The 14,532-nt window shown below is 64.9% G+C and carries 17 protein-coding genes and 1 pseudogene; 17 read left to right on the top strand and 1 reads right to left on the bottom strand.

Translation table 11 applies throughout. From position 1 onward, the window contains the following. Window positions 1-108: 108 nt before the first annotated feature. The 5 genes from GT370_RS15475 to GT370_RS15460 are packed head-to-tail and all read left to right on the top strand — an operon-like array spanning window position 109 to window position 4,568. On the top strand, window positions 109-552 hold the full coding sequence (locus GT370_RS15475; RefSeq protein WP_333489962.1) for a histidine phosphatase family protein: 444 nt from the start codon (window positions 109-111) through the stop codon (window positions 550-552). Then, window positions 513-638 carry a hypothetical protein gene (locus GT370_RS20990; protein WP_333489961.1) on the top strand — a complete coding sequence of 42 codons (126 nt, stop codon included), beginning with the start codon at window positions 513-515 and terminating at the stop codon, window positions 636-638. The genes GT370_RS15475 and GT370_RS20990 overlap by 40 nt, the downstream gene beginning before the upstream one ends. Beyond that, window positions 638-1,387 carry an N-formylglutamate amidohydrolase gene (locus tag GT370_RS15470; RefSeq protein WP_008494748.1) on the top strand — a complete coding sequence of 250 codons (750 nt, stop codon included), beginning with the start codon at window positions 638-640 and terminating at the stop codon, window positions 1,385-1,387. The genes GT370_RS20990 and GT370_RS15470 overlap by 1 nt, the downstream gene beginning before the upstream one ends. Beyond that, complete coding sequence (locus tag GT370_RS15465) at window positions 1,384-2,034, top strand: isochorismatase family cysteine hydrolase (RefSeq protein ID WP_008494747.1); 651 nt, start codon at window positions 1,384-1,386, stop codon at window positions 2,032-2,034. Before GT370_RS15470 ends, GT370_RS15465 begins: the two co-directional genes overlap by 4 nt. Window positions 2,035-2,039: 5 nt before the next feature. Continuing rightward, entirely contained in the window at window positions 2,040-4,568 is a 2,529-nt protein-coding gene (locus GT370_RS15460) for a glycosyltransferase family 2 protein (RefSeq protein ID WP_008494746.1), read from the top strand. Between the two features lie 127 nt (window positions 4,569-4,695). Here the strand turns inward: GT370_RS15460 and GT370_RS15455 are convergent, their stop codons facing one another. Continuing rightward, entirely contained in the window at window positions 4,696-4,896 is a 201-nt protein-coding gene (locus tag GT370_RS15455) for a helix-turn-helix domain-containing protein (RefSeq protein WP_270183345.1), read from the bottom strand. Between the two features lie 154 nt (window positions 4,897-5,050). Between GT370_RS15455 and GT370_RS15450 the strand changes: the two genes are divergently transcribed. The 12 genes and pseudogenes from GT370_RS15450 (at window position 5,051) to GT370_RS15395 (ending at window position 14,517) form a co-directional block, all read left to right on the top strand. Continuing rightward, complete coding sequence (locus GT370_RS15450) at window positions 5,051-5,353, top strand: AsnC family protein (protein WP_008494744.1); 303 nt, start codon at window positions 5,051-5,053, stop codon at window positions 5,351-5,353. Continuing rightward, on the top strand, window positions 5,337-5,741 hold the full coding sequence (locus tag GT370_RS15445; RefSeq protein WP_008494743.1) for a DUF6362 family protein: 405 nt from the start codon (window positions 5,337-5,339) through the stop codon (window positions 5,739-5,741). Before GT370_RS15450 ends, GT370_RS15445 begins: the two co-directional genes overlap by 17 nt. 147 nt (window positions 5,742-5,888) lie before the next feature. Further along, a complete protein-coding gene (terL, locus tag GT370_RS15440; protein WP_008494742.1) occupies window positions 5,889-7,208 on the top strand; it encodes a phage terminase large subunit in 1,320 nt (439 codons plus the stop codon). A gap of 19 nt (window positions 7,209-7,227) precedes the next feature. Then, window positions 7,228-8,622 (top strand): phage portal protein, encoded by a 1,395-nt coding sequence (locus GT370_RS15435; RefSeq protein ID WP_008494741.1) that lies wholly within the window; start codon window positions 7,228-7,230, stop codon window positions 8,620-8,622. After that, complete coding sequence (locus GT370_RS15430; RefSeq protein ID WP_008494740.1) at window positions 8,619-9,008, top strand: hypothetical protein; 390 nt, start codon at window positions 8,619-8,621, stop codon at window positions 9,006-9,008. The genes GT370_RS15435 and GT370_RS15430 overlap by 4 nt, the downstream gene beginning before the upstream one ends. A 290-nt stretch (window positions 9,009-9,298) precedes the next feature. Continuing rightward, a pseudogene (locus tag GT370_RS15425) lies at window positions 9,299-10,620 on the top strand (DUF4043 domain-containing protein). 12 nt (window positions 10,621-10,632) lie between these two features. Beyond that, a complete protein-coding gene (locus tag GT370_RS15420; RefSeq protein ID WP_008494737.1) occupies window positions 10,633-10,941 on the top strand; it encodes a hypothetical protein in 309 nt (102 codons plus the stop codon). Next, on the top strand, window positions 10,941-11,336 hold the full coding sequence (locus GT370_RS15415) for a hypothetical protein (RefSeq protein WP_008494735.1): 396 nt from the start codon (window positions 10,941-10,943) through the stop codon (window positions 11,334-11,336). The genes GT370_RS15420 and GT370_RS15415 overlap by 1 nt, the downstream gene beginning before the upstream one ends. 1 nt (window position 11,337) lies before the next feature. After that, window positions 11,338-11,982, top strand: a complete 645-nt coding sequence (locus GT370_RS15410; protein WP_008494734.1) for a hypothetical protein — start codon at window positions 11,338-11,340, stop codon at window positions 11,980-11,982. Beyond that, a complete protein-coding gene (locus GT370_RS15405; RefSeq protein WP_008494733.1) occupies window positions 11,982-12,812 on the top strand; it encodes a hypothetical protein in 831 nt (276 codons plus the stop codon). The genes GT370_RS15410 and GT370_RS15405 overlap by 1 nt, the downstream gene beginning before the upstream one ends. Before the next feature lie 7 nt (window positions 12,813-12,819). Further along, entirely contained in the window at window positions 12,820-12,960 is a 141-nt protein-coding gene (locus GT370_RS15400) for a hypothetical protein (RefSeq protein ID WP_008494732.1), read from the top strand. 3 nt (window positions 12,961-12,963) lie between these two features. Beyond that, on the top strand, window positions 12,964-14,517 hold the full coding sequence (locus GT370_RS15395; RefSeq protein WP_008494731.1) for a tail protein: 1,554 nt from the start codon (window positions 12,964-12,966) through the stop codon (window positions 14,515-14,517). The last annotated feature ends 15 nt before the right edge of the window (window positions 14,518-14,532 follow it).

The raw sequence follows: 14,532 nt of genomic DNA, 5'->3' as shown, positions 1-14,532 counted from the left end.
CTGGCGCAACCGGTTGCGGTGCGCAAGGCGCGGCGCCTGTTGGCGTGGGGGCAGACATATGTTGCAATGGGCCATCCCGGCAAGCCGGGCAAATTTGAAGGAAGTTTCATGTTCCTGCTCCGCCATGGGCAAAGCTATTTCAATCTGCATTTCACCGCGACCAAGCGCGACCCAGGGATCGAGGATCCGGAGCTGACCGAGCTGGGGCATCAGCAGGCCCGCGCGGCGGCGCAGGCGTTGCAGGGCGCCGGGATCACGCGGGTGATCGTCTCGCCTTATACGCGGGCGCTGCAGACGGCGGAGCCGTTTCTGGCGCTGCCGGGGGTGACCGCCGAAGTGCTGCATGAGGTGCGCGAGCGCACCGCCTTCGTGTGCGATATCGGCTCCCCCCTGCCCTGCTGGCGACGCGCTTTCCCCACCATGAGTTCGGGCATCTGCCGGCGCGCTGGTGGCATGAGGAGACCGAAAGCGAGGCGGCGACAGAGGAGCGCGCCCGGGCCTTCCGGGCGGCGATGGCGGCGCGCGAGGACCATGCCAGCACCTTGCTGGTGAGCCATTGGGGGTTTCTGCTGGCGCTGACCGGGCGCTCCGTCGCGAACGGGGAATGGCTGGACTATGACCCGGTGGAGGGGCTTTGATGGAGCTGCTGCAGGCGGATGAGCCGCCGGTTTACGAGATTTTGCGCCCCGACGGGGCGAGCCCGTTTCTGCTGACCGCCGACCATGCCGGACGCGCCATCCCGCGCGCGCTGGGGGATCTGGGGGTGGGGCCAGAGGATATGGAGCGGCATATCGCCTGGGATATCGGCATTGCCGGGGTGACCAGGCGCTTAAGCGCGGCGCTGGATGCCACCGCGATTTTGCAGGCTTATTCGCGGCTGGTGATCGATTGCAACCGGCAGCCGCATTGGGCCAGCGCCTGTCCCGAAATCAGCGAGGCGACGCCCATTCCGGGGAATATCGGGCTGGACGAGGCCGGCCGGGCGGCGCGGCGGGTGGCGATTTTCGACCCGTATCATGGCGCGATCGGCCGTATGATCGCGGTGCGGCCGCGCACGGTTTATGTGGCGATGCATAGTTTCACCCCGGTCTATCTGGACCAGGCGCGGCCGATGCAGGTGGCGGTTTTGTATAACCGCAATCCCCGGCTCTCCAAGGCGCTGGCTTCGCTGCTGCGGGACGAGGGCGGGCTGGTGGTGGGGGAGAATGCGCCTTACCGGGTGAGCGATGAGAGCGATTACGGCGTGCCGGTGCATGCCGAGGGGAATGGGCTGGATTATCTGGAGATCGAGATCAGGCAGGATCTGATCGCCGATGAGGCCGGGCAGGTTGAATGGGCGGCGCGGCTGGCGCGGCTTTTACCCTTGGCGTTGGAGGCGCTGGCATGAAGGATTTTGGCCTGAGCCGTGATGTGCCGGTGGTGCCCGCCCAGACCGCGCTGCTGGTGATCGACGCGCAGAATTACATCATGGAGGATGGCGGCGAATATGCCGGCATCGACCCGGCCGAGAAGGAAGCGAAATACGGCTTTTTCTTCAAGGAGATGCGGGCGCGAGCGATCCCCAACATGCAGAGGCTGATCGCGGCCAGCCGCGCGGCGGGGATCGAGGTGATCTATACGGTGATGGCGGCGCTGACCCGCGATGGGCGCGATCTCAGCCTGGATTACAAGATTACCGGGTTTTTCTGCCATCATCAGAGCTGGAATGCGCAGGTGATCGAGGCGCTGGCGCCGCGCGGCGATGAGATCGTGCTGGCGAAGGGCTCGTCCTCGGTATTCATTTCGACCCACATCCATTATCTGCTGCGCAATATGGGCAAGAGCCAGCTGATCATCACCGGCGCGCTGACCGACCAATGCGTGGATTCCGCCGTGCGGGATGCGTGCGATCTCGGCTATCTGGTCAGCCTGCCGGTGGATGCGGTGGCGACCCAGACCCAGGCACGGCATGACAGCGCGCTGTTCAACAATAAGGGCTATTGCCGGCAGCTGACCACGCAGGCGCTGCTGGACGAAATCGCGAAGGCAGGGTGAGACGAATGGCGCGCAAGATCGTGAAGGCTCCGGCGGTTCGCCCTGAGCGTCAGCTGCTTTGTTTTCTGGATGTGATCGAGACATCAAGGCTGGAAGGCTGGGCGGTGGATTTCGAGCGGCCGACGGAGAGCCTGAAGCTGCGGGTGATGATCGATGATGCGATCGAGGATGTGATGGCCTGCGATATGCATCGTGACGATGCGCGGCTGGTGAACCAGGCGAATAGCCGGATTGGGTTCACCTATGACATTCCGGAGCGCTATTGGGACGGGGTGCGGCATCGCATTCGCTTTGTGACGCTGGACGGGGCGCTGCTGCCGGTGAGCACGCGCGCCGGCGGCGCGGTGGAGGAATATAGCTTCGTGCTGACCAAGCCGGTGCGGCTGCTGGCCACGGTGGATGGCATGGTGGACGGGCTGATCCAGGGCTGGGCGCTGCGGGTGGATGACGAGGCCGGCACCAAGCTGGGCGGGGTGCGGGTGCTGGTGACGCATGAGGGCCAGCCGATTGCCGAGCTGCTGGCGGACCAGTTCCGGGGCGATGTGGCGCAGGCGGTGGGCAGCGATGCGGCCTGCGGCTTCGCCTTCGCGCCGCCGCCGGAACTGCGCCGGCGCGAGCAGGTGAGTTTGAAATTCTTCGCTCTGCCGGAGCGCGAGGAGCTGACCGGCAGCCCGCTGGAGATCTCTTTCCCTGGCGATAATGCGCGCGAGAAGATCGAGCAGCTGATCCAGCGCACGGATGAGTTGTTCAGCTTCGCCTATCATCTGAAGAAGGAGCTGAAGGCGGCGATCCCGCGGGAGCGTTATCTGCTCGCGGATTATCCGCGCTGGGCGCTGGAGAGCCGGCCGCTCGCCCTGCCCCGCGCCCGCGCCACCTACGGGGTGCGGGATGTCTCCGGGGTGAAAATTTCGGTGATCTGCCCGGTTTACCGGCCGGGGGTGGGCGATTTCCTGGCGGCGGTGGATAGCGTGAAGGCGCAGACCCATGAGAATTGGGAGCTGCTGCTGATCGACGATGCCGGCGGGGACAAAACGCTGAGCGCGGTGATGAAGGATCTGGCGGCGGCGGATGCGCGGATCAGGCTGATCGAGCGCAAGAAGAATGGCGGCATCGCGCGCGCGACCAATGACGGGCTGAAGGCGGCGAAGGGCGATTTCATCGCGTTTTTCGACCATGATGATCTGCTGGAGCCCGGCGCGCTGGAGATCATGCTGCTGGCGCAGGCGGCGAGCGGGGCGAAGCTGCTTTATTCCGATGAGGACAAGGTGGAGCGCGGCGGGGCGTTCAGCGAGCCGCATTTCAAGCCGGATTTCAATCATCGCTTCCTGCTGGAGGTGAATTATATCTGCCATCTGGTGCTGGTGGAGGCGAAAACCCTGCGCGCGGCGGGTGGGTTGGATGCGGCTTTGGACGGGGCGCAGGACCATGATCTGCTGTTGCGACTGGTCGAGGCGCTGACGCCTGATGAAATTCATCACGTGCCGGAAATTCTCTATCATTGGCGCAAGACCGCAAGCTCCACGGCGGCTGCCGGGACCGGGGCGAAGCCGAAGGCGGCGATGGCCGGGGCGACGGCGGTGGCGGCGCATCTGGAGCGGCGCGGCCTGCCGGCGAAGGTGAGCCCGCGCGGCGGGCTGACCTGCTATCAGGTGGATTGGAAATTCCCCGCCGCGCAGGTGAAGACGCAGGGTGTGTCGATCCTGATTCCGTATCGCGACCATGTCGAGATGACACGCGAATGCGTGGAGGCGATCCGGGCGCATACCAAGGGTGTGAGCTACGAAATTCTCTTGCTGGATAACTGGTCGACCAGCCCGGAGGCGGCGGAATTCGCGGCGGAGCAGGCGAATATCGAAGGCACGCGGGTGCTGCGGATCGCCGAGCCGTTCAACTATTCGCGGATCAATAATATCGGCGTGGCGGCGGCGAAATATCCGTTCCTGCTGTTCCTGAATAACGATGTGTTTGTGCAGGAGCCGCGCTGGCTGCGGCGGATGCTGGATGAGGCGTTGGCGGATGAGGCGGTGGGCGCGGTGGGCGCGAAATTGCTTTATCCTGACGGGACGGTGCAACATGCCGGCGTGGTGCTGGGGGTTGGCGGTGTGGCCGACCATGCGTTTCGCGGGCTGGGCGGCGAGGCGCCCGGCTATATTGCGCATGCCATAACGGCGCAGGAGGTTTCGGCGGTGACGGCGGCCTGCATGTTAGTGCGCAAGAGCGCGTTCCTGCAGGTGGGCGGGTTCGATGAGCGCGAGCTTTCCGTGGCGTTCAACGATGTGGATCTGTGCGTGAAGCTGCGGCAGGCGAAACTGAAAATCATCTTCATGCCGGATTCAGTCGCGGAGCATCGGGAAAGCATCAGCCGCGGTGATGATTTTGATCAAGCCAAGCTGGCGCGGTTCATGTTCGAAAATGAAGTGATGCGTCAGCGCTATGAAAACGTTTTACCGTTTGATCCTTACTACAACCGGAATTTTTCCCGGGAGAGTGGCGTCTACCGCGAGTTGCGGTTGTTGCGGCCGGGCGAAGGCTGAGCGTTCCAGCGCCGTCTTAAACTGTACCGATTTGACACAAATCGGAAAGCTCAGCTGCGTGCCAGCCGGCGCGCGGTGAGCAGCAACATGCGTCGGTCCTCGGCCGAGCAGGCGCGGTAGAGGCGCATCAGGGCCAGCTCGTCCCGACCAGGGAGCCGGTTTCACCGGAGACCAGATAGCCCAGCGAGGTGTTGAGCACCTTCGCGATTTTCTCCATATTTTCTCGAATTTGCCCGGCGCGGTCGGTCTCCCACTGGGCGATGGCCGAGCGGGAGACGTTCAGTTTCGCGGCGAATTCATCTTGAGTCATGTTGGCGGCGAGACGCAACGCCCTGATCCGTGCCCCGACTGTCTCAGCGGGAAGCTGCTTCTTTGCTGGCATGTAAACATTCTAACAGGATGACGCCCAAACTCAATGTTAGTATTTCTTGACATAAAAAGTTAGAGCTAATAACAATACGCAACGACCAGAGGAGGACGGGATGCCATTGCCGAGACTGTGGAAACCCGAGGCCGACCAGGTGATTTGCGAGATGCGCGGACAGGGCGCGACCTGGGCTTCGATTGGGAAAATACTGGGATTGTCACGCAATACGGTGATTGAGCGAGGCCGGCGGCTGCGTGCGGCGTTGCCGCCGCGGCCACCGCAAATGCCTCGCAACCGCGATGAAGAAGGGTTGGATGACCCCAACCGTCCGCCCTTGCGCGCGGGCCATCCGTTAACCTGGGGATTGCTGACCGATGCGCCCTATCCGGAGGGGGATAGCCATGATGACGGAAGGTGAGATCATCGCGCGGTTGGAAGAGGCCGGGGCGACGGTGCTGGCGATGCCGGGGCGGGGCTATTCCACCGGGCTGCGCACGACCCGGCTGGAGGTGGTGCATACCGCACTGGATGCCTATGGCTGGCAGACCCCGCGCCTGCGTGCCCCGGCCCCGGACGCGGCGGCGATGGGCCGGATGGATGAAGCATTTTCCTGGCTCGCTTTCATTCCCGAGGGGAAATATGTGATCCGCAGAATTGTCGGTGCGCGGGCATTGGTGCATCCGCTGACCGGGCGGCATCTCTATCCCTGGCGGCGGCTGGGAGAGATGCTGGGGGCGGACCATAAATCCATCCAGCGTTGGCATGGCCAGGGGATCGGGATCATCGCGGCGCGCTGGCTTAAATAATTTTTCTAACATTGCGTTATTTCGTTATTGCCCATGCGCCCCGTTTTGGACTAGAAATGTTTATAGACTGGTTATCCGAAACAAAGCGGGGCCTTCATCGAACAGCAGAGCGAGGCGGCGGGGTTTCTGGGCTTCGCGCGGCGTGCGATGGAGGAGCTGGAGCAGAGGCCGGCGAAGCATCATGAATGGCTGATCGGCCATTTGCAGGATGTGGCGGATGGCAGATGCGACCGGCTGATGGTGCAGATGCCGCCGGGGGCGGCGAAATCCACTTATGGTTCCGTGTTGTTCCCGGCCTGGTTTCTGGCGCGGCGGAAAAACGCGCAGGTGATCGCGGCGGCGCATACCGCCTCGCTCGCGCATTATTTCGGGGCGCGGGTGAAGGCGGTGCTGACCCGGCACGGCGAGGCGCTGGGGGTGGAGATGGCCAGGGCGGCGAAGGCCGCCTCGCGATTTTCCCTGGCGGGGGGCCAGGAATATTTCTCCGCCGGGGTGCGCGGACCGATTACCGGGCGGCGGGCGGATCTGATCATCATCGATGATCCTGTGAAGAGCTGGGCGGAGGCGGAGAGCCAGGCGCAGCGGGACATGCTGTATGATTGGTACCGGGCCGAGCTGACGGCGCGGCTGAAGCCGGGCGGGCGGATCGTGCTGATCATGACGCGCTGGCATGAGGATGATCTGGCCGGGCGGTTGCAGGCGACCGAGACGGGGTGGCGCAGTTTGCGGCTGCCGGCCTTGGCGGAGGCGGATGATCCGCTGGGGCGCGCGCCTGGCGAGGCCTTGTGGCCGGAGCTGTTGAATGCGGATGCGCTGGCGCGCCGGCGCGCGGAGGCGGGCGAGCGCGCCTTCGCGGCGATGTATCAGCAGGCGCCGCAGGCGAAGAATGCGGGGCTGTTCAGGGTGTCCGGCATTGCCCGGCTGGCGGCAGCACCTGAGGTACGGCTGTGCGTGCGGGCCTGGGATCTGGCGGCGACGAGTGCCGGGCTGGGACGGCGGCCGGATTATACGGTGGGGCTGAAGCTGGGGCTGACCGAGGAGGACCGGCTGGTGGTGCTGGATGTGCGCCGCCTGCAGGGCTCGCCGGCCGAGGTGGAGGCCGCGATCAAGGAGACAGCCAGGCTGGATGGCGCGAATACGGTGATTTCCTTGCCGCAGGATCCCGGCCAGGCGGGGGCGGCGCAGATTGCGCTGCTCTCGCGCGGGCTGGTGGGGTTTCGGATACTTTCCAGCCCTGAGCGCGAGGCCAAGCTGGTGCGGGCGATGCCGGCGGCAACGCAGGTGGATGCGGGGAATCTGGCTTTGGTGGCTGGCGGCTGGAATGACGCGTTTCTGGCGGAGATGCGGGAGTTTCCGCATGGCGGGCATGATGATCAGATCGATGCGCTGTCGCGGGCGGTGAATAGTTTGGCAATTTTGGTGCCGCCGCCGGCCAGGCGGCTGAATGTGCCGTTGCTCAGCCGATAACGGAAGGTTTGCACGCTTCATGTTCGATATGATTTGCAGCACCATGCCGGTGGATGCGGGGCTGCCGGCGCGCGTGGCGCGGCTGCAGGCGCTGAAACGGGTTCTGGATGGCACGCTTTATGACGATCTGCCCTACCAGTTTCACGAGGAGCGCAATGGCGCCGGGGAATATATTCCGCTGCGGTTGCGCCGGCCCTCGGTGCGCTACGGGCTGTGCCGGGTGGTGGTGGAGGATTCCGTGGCGTTGCTGTTCAGCGCGGGGCATTTCCCGACCATCGAGGCGCCGGATGCGGCGTTGGGGCGGGTGCTGGCGGATCTGTTCGCCGAGGCGCGGCTGAATGAGGTGATGATCGACGCCGCACTGCGCGGGGCGGTGGGCTCGGTGGCGCTGCTGTTCCGGGTGCTGGGCGGGCGGGTGTTTTTTTCCGTGCTGGAGAGCCTGTATCTGACGCCGGTCTGGCGGGCGGATGTGCCGGATGAGCTTTCGCGGGTGAGCGAGCGCTACAAGGTGAGCGGCGCGGATTTGCTGGCGCAGGGCTATGAGGGCGTCGATCCGCAAGGGCTCTATTGGTTTCAGCGGGTGTGGGATACGCAGGAGGAGATTTGGTATCTGCCCTGCCCTGTCGATGATCCGTTGGCGAAGCCGGTGAAGGATGAGCTGCGCAGCGTTGTGCATGGGCTGGGGTTTGTGCCGGTGGTGTGGGTGCGCAATCTGCCGGGCGGTGAAGGCGTTGATGGGGCCTGCACGTTTCGCGCCGCGATCGAGACCAATATCGAGATTGACTACCAGCTTTCGCAGGCGGGGCGAGGGTTGAAATACAGCTCCGATCCGACATTGCTGATCAAGGAGCCGGCGACCTGCGACAGTGAGATCGTGAAAGGTGCGGGCAATGCCTTGGTGGTGTCCGAGAAGGGCGATGCCAAGCTGCTGGAGATTGGCGGCACCGCGGCGGAGGCGGTGATTGCCTATGTGCGTACGCTGCGGGAATTCGCGCTGGAGAGCGTGCATGGCAACCGGGCGAGTGCCGAGAAGCTGGCGGTGCCGCAATCCGGCCGGGCGCTGGAGATGATGAATCAGGGGCTGATCTGGCTCGCTGATAATCTGCGGATTTCTTATGGCGATGGCGGGATTCTGGCGTTGGCGCGGATGGTGGTGAAGGCGTCCAGCCTGTTTGCGTTGACCGTGCGCGGCGCGCCGGTTGGGGTGCTGGATGACACGCAGCGGCTGAGTTTGCGCTGGCCGCGCTGGTATCCGCTTTCGGCCGATGACCGGCTGAAGGAGGCGCAGGCGGTGGCGACCTTGGTGGGGGCGGGGCAGATGTCGCGCGAGACCGGGGTGCGCAGCGTGGCGGCGAGCCATCAGGTGAATGATGTCGAGGCGGAGCTGGATGCGATCGAGCAGGGTGAGCCATGAGCGATGATGTGAATGAGAGTGCCGCCTGGCGGCAGCGGGCGGAGGCGGCGGAGGCGGCGCTGGCCCGGGCGGAGGAAACGGCCAGGGCCAGGGTGGTGCAGGCGGAGTTGAAGGCGGAGGCGATCCGGGCGGGGATGATCGATCTGGACGGGCTGAAGCTGATCGACCCTGAGAGTTTGCGGATGAATGAGGCGGGCGGGGTGGAGGATGCCCCGGCTTTGCTGGCGGATCTGAAGCGGGCGAAGCCGTGGCTGTTCGGGGCGGGGAAATCCTCCTCGGCGGCGGCAAGCCCGCCGCGGCCGGAGCCGCCGCGCCAGCGCCATGCCAATGAGATGAGCCGCGAGGAGTGGCTGAGCGCGCGCGCGGCGTTGCTGCGGCGGCGATAGCGGCTTTTTCTATAGAGACTGTCTGTTTCCAACAGATAGCTGGAAAATTATCAGAAGTTTTTGGGGGTGTGGGGAGTTTTTTCAAAAAGTCCCCACGACGGTTCGGGGTGGCGACGTTGCTGCCACCACCCGAAGGTTTTTCGCCGCTTTTTTGAAAAAAAGCGGCACCAAAAAACTTTTATGATTTTTCAGGAAATTTCTAACGCAGAGTTATTTTTGATCGTTGCCTCGTCGCGCGTTGCGCGGCGGGCTTGGTGGTTCACGTCTGAAATCTGGAGATTTACGAGGCAATGGGGATTCAGAATTTCCCGGCTGCGCTGCAGCCGATCATTCAGCAGGGGTTTCTGGAGCGCGAGTTTGAGACCGCGCTGAAATCCAGGCTGGGCTATCGCATGATCGCCGATCGCGAGGAGTTCGCGGTGGGGATTGGCGAGACGCTGACCAAGACCCGGGCGGGGTTGAAGCCGAGCGTGACCACGCCGCTGGCGGCGGCGAACAATACCAATCTGGATAACGGGCTCACCTCCAGCAATTGGGGGGTGGAGCAATATACGATTTCGCTGAATTTCTATGCGGCGACGCAGGACCTGAACATGGTCACCTCGCGCGTCGGCATCGCCTCGCAGTTTCTGCAGAATGCCGCGACCAATGGCGAGCAGGCGGCGCGCAGCCTGGATGAGCTGGCGCGCAATGCGCTGTTCGCCCCTATTTCGGCGGCAATACCAGGGTGCTGACCACGCTGGGGGCGGCGGGGCCGAGCATCGAGGTGGATGATATTCGCGGTTTCCAGAGCGTGTTCGTCAACGGGGTGCAGCAGGCGGTTTCGGCCAGCAATCCGTTGGCGGTGACGGTGGGGGCGGATCTCTACACGCTGGTGGGGGTGGTGGCGGATGCGACCAATGTATCGGGTGCGCCGAACGGGATTTCCGGGCAGCTGACCTTCGCGACCAATGTGAGCGTGGCGGATGGCGCGGCCGGCAATGCGGTGCAGGCGGCGACGGCCAGCCGCATCGTGCGTCCGGCCAGCCGGCTGACCACTGCCGCGCTGCAGGCGACCGATACGCTGGCGATGGCCAATCTGCTGGACGCGGTGGCGCTGTTGCGGCGCAATGCGGTGCCGACGGTGGATGGGGTTTATAATTGCTATCTGGATCCGGTTTCCGCCCGGCAGCTCTTCGCGGATGCGGATTTCAAGCAGCTCTTCCAGGGCGCGACCTCCTCCAACGCGGTGTTCCAGCAGGGGATGGTGAGCGACTTCCTGGGCCTGCGCTTCATCACCACCACCGAGGCCTATGTGCAGGCGCATCCGAGCATTACCGGGCTGAATGTGCGCCGGCCGATCGTGTGTGGGCAGGGCGCGCTGATCGAGGGGGATTTCGCCGGGATGGCGGCCGATGATGTGGCGCCGAAGGACAGCCTGGTGCAGGTGATTGACGGGGTGGCGATGGTGACGCGCGAGCCGATCGACCGGCTGCAGCAGATCATCGCGCAGAGCTGGTACTGGATTGGCGGCTTCTGTGCGCCGTCCGACACCACCACCACGCCGACCACCGTGCCCACCGCCACCAATGCGAATTTCAAGCGCGCGGTGATGCTCGAGCATGTGGGCTGAGGGGGCGGCGCCATGGCAAGCGGTGCAACCCAACCTTTCCGCCCGGCCGGGACCGTCGCGGCCAGTGCCTCCACCAGCGCGGTGAATGTGGCGCTGGCGGGCGGCGGCCAGGCGGTGCTGGTTTATAATGCCAGTGCCGCCACCGCCTTCTTCCGGCTGGGCGGGGCCTCGGGGCTTTCCGCCAGCGGCAGCGATACGCCGGTGCCCGCCGGGGCAAGGATGCTGGTGGATGCGGGGCCTTTCGTGACCAACGCGGCGGTGCTGCTGAGCAGTGGCACCGGCACGGTCTATTTCACCCTTGGCGATGGGGATACCTACTGATGAGCGGCACCCTGCCTACCGGCTTCAGCGATGCGCAGAAGGCTGATCTCAGGCGTTTTTGCGGCTATCCGGCCTATGGCGCCGGGGCGGCGGGGTTCAACTCCTGGCGGTTCTTTCAGGCCTACGGCACGCTGGAATACCGGATGAATAATCTGGCCCCGGCGGAGGTGGCGGTGTGCCTGCAATATCTCTCCACCCTGGCGACGCTGGAGGCGGCGATCCCGCCGACCTCTGAGAATCTGGATACGGAGAGTGCGGCGGCCTGGACGCATAATGCCGATGAGCTGCGCGACCGCACCAATCTGTTCGATGGCTGGCGGCGCCGGCTGTGCGGGTTTCTGGGCGTGCCGCCCGGCCCGGCGCTGGCGCAGGCCGGCGTGACCCTGGTGGTTTGAGATGGACGGGGTGCGGCTGGCGGACCGGCTGGCCTACGGGGCGGGGCTGGCGGCGCGGCGTGTGGGCTTTCTGCATGACGCGTTTCGCCCGGCCGGGCCGGTGGCGCCGCTGGCGCTGGAAAACCGCTTCATGCGGCTCTGCGTGGCGTTTGTGACCCAGGCGGGCAGTGTCGGCGAGCCGAGCGGGTTTGGCGTGCCGTTTCGCCAGGCCTGGGCGGATTGGTCCTATCTGCGGGTGGGGGATTACCTGGCCGGGCCGGAGGGGGTTTGCTTCATCGCCAGCATCGAGCCGCCAAAGCCGATGCTGGTGGTGATGGGTAATGGGCTCCTGGCCCTGGTGCGGCCGGGCGGGCAGACGCAGCCGGGCCTGACGGGCTATGGCGCTGTGCAGGTGGCCACCGAGACGCCGCTATTCACCGGCTTTCCCGCCAGCCTGCTGGCCGGCGGGCTGGGCGACCGCACGCGGGATGGGCTGCCTGATGATGGCAGGGTGCCAGGATTTGTGGCGCTGCTGCCGGCTGTGGACAAGGTGGTGCCGCAGGTGGCGGATATTTTGATCAATGAGCGGGGCGAGCGTTATGCGCTGACCGGCATCGAGGCGGTTGGCGGCATCTGGCGGCTCTCCTGCGTACAGGCGGTGCGCTGATGGCGGATCTGGCGGATGTGGAGGCGGCGCTGGCGGGGATTGCCGCGAATGCGGTGTATCCCAGCGGCACGGCGGTTCCGAGTGTTCTAGGCGTGGACTGCAAGATTTATCGGGGCTGGCCGCTTTCGCCGGTGCTGGACGCGGATCTGGCGCAGGGCATGGCGCATGTGAGTGTGAGCGCCACCGAGACGCCGGCGAAGATCACCACGCGCTATCCGCGCATCTGGCAGGCGCTGAGCCCGGCAAGCGGCAGCTTGAGTGCGGCGGTGAGCGGGGTGAGTGCCAGCTTTGCCGGCAGCTGCTCGACCGGCCTGCTGGCCGGCGTGCTGGTGGACGGGCAGAGCTATGCCTACGCGGTGCAGGCGAATGACAATGCGCAGACGGTGGCGAGCAATCTCGCGGCGCTGCTGCGCCAGGGCGGCTGGATTGTGAATTATGCCGGCAGCATGATCAGCGTGCCGCAGGCGGCGAGGTTTGTCGCACGGGTGGTGGCTGGCGCCGGGGCGCTGCAGGAAATCCGCCGGCAGATCCAGGAGATCAGGGTGGCGATGTGGTGCCCCTCCCCTGCCCTGCGCGATGCGCTGGCGCCGGTTCTGGATGCGGCGCTGATGGCGGATGAGTTTGTGGCGCTCGCGGATGGGTCTTCGGCGCGGATCAAATTCGCCAATACGCTGAGCAGCGACAATGGCGGCAATGCCGCACTCTACCGGCGCGACCTGGTCTATGCGCTCGAATACCCGACCACGCTGGCGCAGCAGGATCCAGCGATGCTGTTCGGAACCATGGCGGCCACCGTCAACACGGTTGTGCTGGGAACTTATCAAAGCTGAGGCAGACATGAATTTTCATCTGGTGGTGTTGAAGCCGTTTGGCACGTTCAAACGGGGCGATCTGATTACGGATGCCGCGACCGTGCTGAAGGTGCTGGGCGGCGGCAATGCGGCCTCGGTGGTGCGCGTGTTGGCGAAGGGGGCGTAAGCGATGCCGATTGTTCAGCAAGGGGCGATCAATACCACCGCTCTGGTGGTGCCGGATCTCTATGTGCAGATCGTGCCGCCGCAATCTCTGCTGTTGAATGGCGTGCCGACGGATATGCTCGGCGTGGTGGGCACGGCGAGCTGGGGCCCGGTGGGCGAGCCGACGGTGATTGGCAGCATGAGTGATTATGCCGCCGCCTTCGGACCGGTGATGGCGCGCAAGCATGATATGGGCACCCAGGTGGCGACCGCCGTGCAGCAAGGCGCGGCGAATTTCCGCTGCGTGCGGGTAAGCGACGGCACTGATACCGCCGCCAGCCTGAGCGTGCTGGGGGCGATCACCTTTACCGCCGTGCATACTGGCAGCACGGGCAATCAGCTGACCCTGACGCTCTCGGCTGGGTCCGCCGCCAATAGCTGGCGGCTGACGGTGGCGCTGCCGGGGCAGAGCCCGGAGGTGTTCGACAACCTCACCGGCAGCGGCGCGCAATTCTGGCAAAATCTGGCGAATGCGGTGAATAGCGGCAATGGCGTGCTGCGCGGGCCCTCGCAGCTGGTGGTGGCGAGCACGCAATCCGTGCAGGCGACGCCGACGGCCGGCAGCTACCCGTTCGCCGGCGGCACGCCGGGCAGCGATGGCGCCAATGGCGTGACCGCGGCGACGCTGGTGGGCTCTGACACCGCGCCGCGTTTGGGCATGTATGCGCTGCGCGGCCAGGGCTGTGCCATCGCGCTGCTGGCGGATACCGATGATCCCACGCAATGGAGCGTGCAGATGGAATTCGGCCTGTCCGAAAGCGTCTATATGATCCTGACCGGGCCGGCGGGCGATACGATCGCGAATGCGGTGCTGGTGAAGGGCGAGGCAGGAGTGGATTCCTATGCCGCGAAGATGATGTTTGGCGACTGGATTTACTGGTTCGACCAGGCCAATGCGGTGACCCGGCTGGTTTCGCCGCAAGGGTTTGTGGCGGGGCGGCTGGCCAATCTGTCGCCGGAACAATCCTCGCTGAACAAGCCGCTTTATGGGGTGGTGGGCTCGCAGAAATCCGGGCAGCCGGGGAGTGCGACGGCGACGACCTATGCCAGCGCGGATCTCGCCGCGCTGCTGAGTGCGGGGATTGACGTGATTGCCAATCCGCAGCCGGGCGGGGCCTATTGGGGGGTGCGCGGCGGGCATAATTCCTCCTCCAGTGCGGCGGTGAACGGGGATAATTATACGCGGCTGACCAATTATATCGCCGCGACCTTGCAGGCGGGCATGGGCGGGTATGTCGGGCAGCTGGTGAACAGCACGCTGTTTCAGAAAATCCGCGCCACACTGCTGGCGTTTCTGAATGGGCTATTGCAGCAGGGGATGCTGGGCAGCACCGATGGCAGCACGCCCTTCGCGGTGATCTGCGATGTGAGCAACAATCCGCAGAGCCGCACGGCGTTGGGCTATGTGCAGGCGGATGTGCAGGTGCAGTACCAGGCGATCAACGAGAAATTCATCGTGAATGTGCAGGGCGGGCAGACGGTGCAGGTGAGCGTGCAGACCGTGCCGGTTTCGGCCTGAAGAGAGGGATGAGAC

Origin of the sequence: Acidocella sp. MX-AZ03, assembly GCF_027626035.1 — a bacterium.
GTDB lineage: Bacteria > Pseudomonadota > Alphaproteobacteria > Acetobacterales > Acetobacteraceae > Acidocella > Acidocella facilis.
The sequence above is the reverse complement of the archived record's forward strand: the minus strand, read 5'-3'. Positions and strand labels throughout refer to the sequence as shown.

Coding starts and splice junctions, on each gene's coding strand:
- GT370_RS20990 (WP_333489961.1), top strand. CDS start 513: ATGGCGGCGCGCGAGGACCATGCCAGCACCTTGCTGGTGAGCCATTGG.
- GT370_RS15410 (WP_008494734.1), top strand. CDS start 11,338: ATGGACGGGGTGCGGCTGGCGGACCGGCTGGCCTACGGGGCGGGGCTG.
- GT370_RS15465 (WP_008494747.1), top strand. CDS start 1,384: ATGAAGGATTTTGGCCTGAGCCGTGATGTGCCGGTGGTGCCCGCCCAG.
- GT370_RS15400 (WP_008494732.1), top strand. CDS start 12,820: ATGAATTTTCATCTGGTGGTGTTGAAGCCGTTTGGCACGTTCAAACGG.
- GT370_RS15395 (WP_008494731.1), top strand. CDS start 12,964: ATGCCGATTGTTCAGCAAGGGGCGATCAATACCACCGCTCTGGTGGTG.
- GT370_RS15430 (WP_008494740.1), top strand. CDS start 8,619: ATGAGCGATGATGTGAATGAGAGTGCCGCCTGGCGGCAGCGGGCGGAG.
- GT370_RS15475 (WP_333489962.1), top strand. CDS start 109: ATGTTCCTGCTCCGCCATGGGCAAAGCTATTTCAATCTGCATTTCACC.
- GT370_RS15445 (WP_008494743.1), top strand. CDS start 5,337: ATGATGACGGAAGGTGAGATCATCGCGCGGTTGGAAGAGGCCGGGGCG.
- GT370_RS15435 (WP_008494741.1), top strand. CDS start 7,228: ATGTTCGATATGATTTGCAGCACCATGCCGGTGGATGCGGGGCTGCCG.
- GT370_RS15420 (WP_008494737.1), top strand. CDS start 10,633: ATGGCAAGCGGTGCAACCCAACCTTTCCGCCCGGCCGGGACCGTCGCG.
- GT370_RS15405 (WP_008494733.1), top strand. CDS start 11,982: ATGGCGGATCTGGCGGATGTGGAGGCGGCGCTGGCGGGGATTGCCGCG.
- GT370_RS15460 (WP_008494746.1), top strand. CDS start 2,040: ATGGCGCGCAAGATCGTGAAGGCTCCGGCGGTTCGCCCTGAGCGTCAG.
- GT370_RS15470 (WP_008494748.1), top strand. CDS start 638: ATGGAGCTGCTGCAGGCGGATGAGCCGCCGGTTTACGAGATTTTGCGC.
- GT370_RS15415 (WP_008494735.1), top strand. CDS start 10,941: ATGAGCGGCACCCTGCCTACCGGCTTCAGCGATGCGCAGAAGGCTGAT.
- terL (WP_008494742.1), top strand. CDS start 5,889: ATGGAGGAGCTGGAGCAGAGGCCGGCGAAGCATCATGAATGGCTGATC.
- GT370_RS15450 (WP_008494744.1), top strand. CDS start 5,051: ATGCCATTGCCGAGACTGTGGAAACCCGAGGCCGACCAGGTGATTTGC.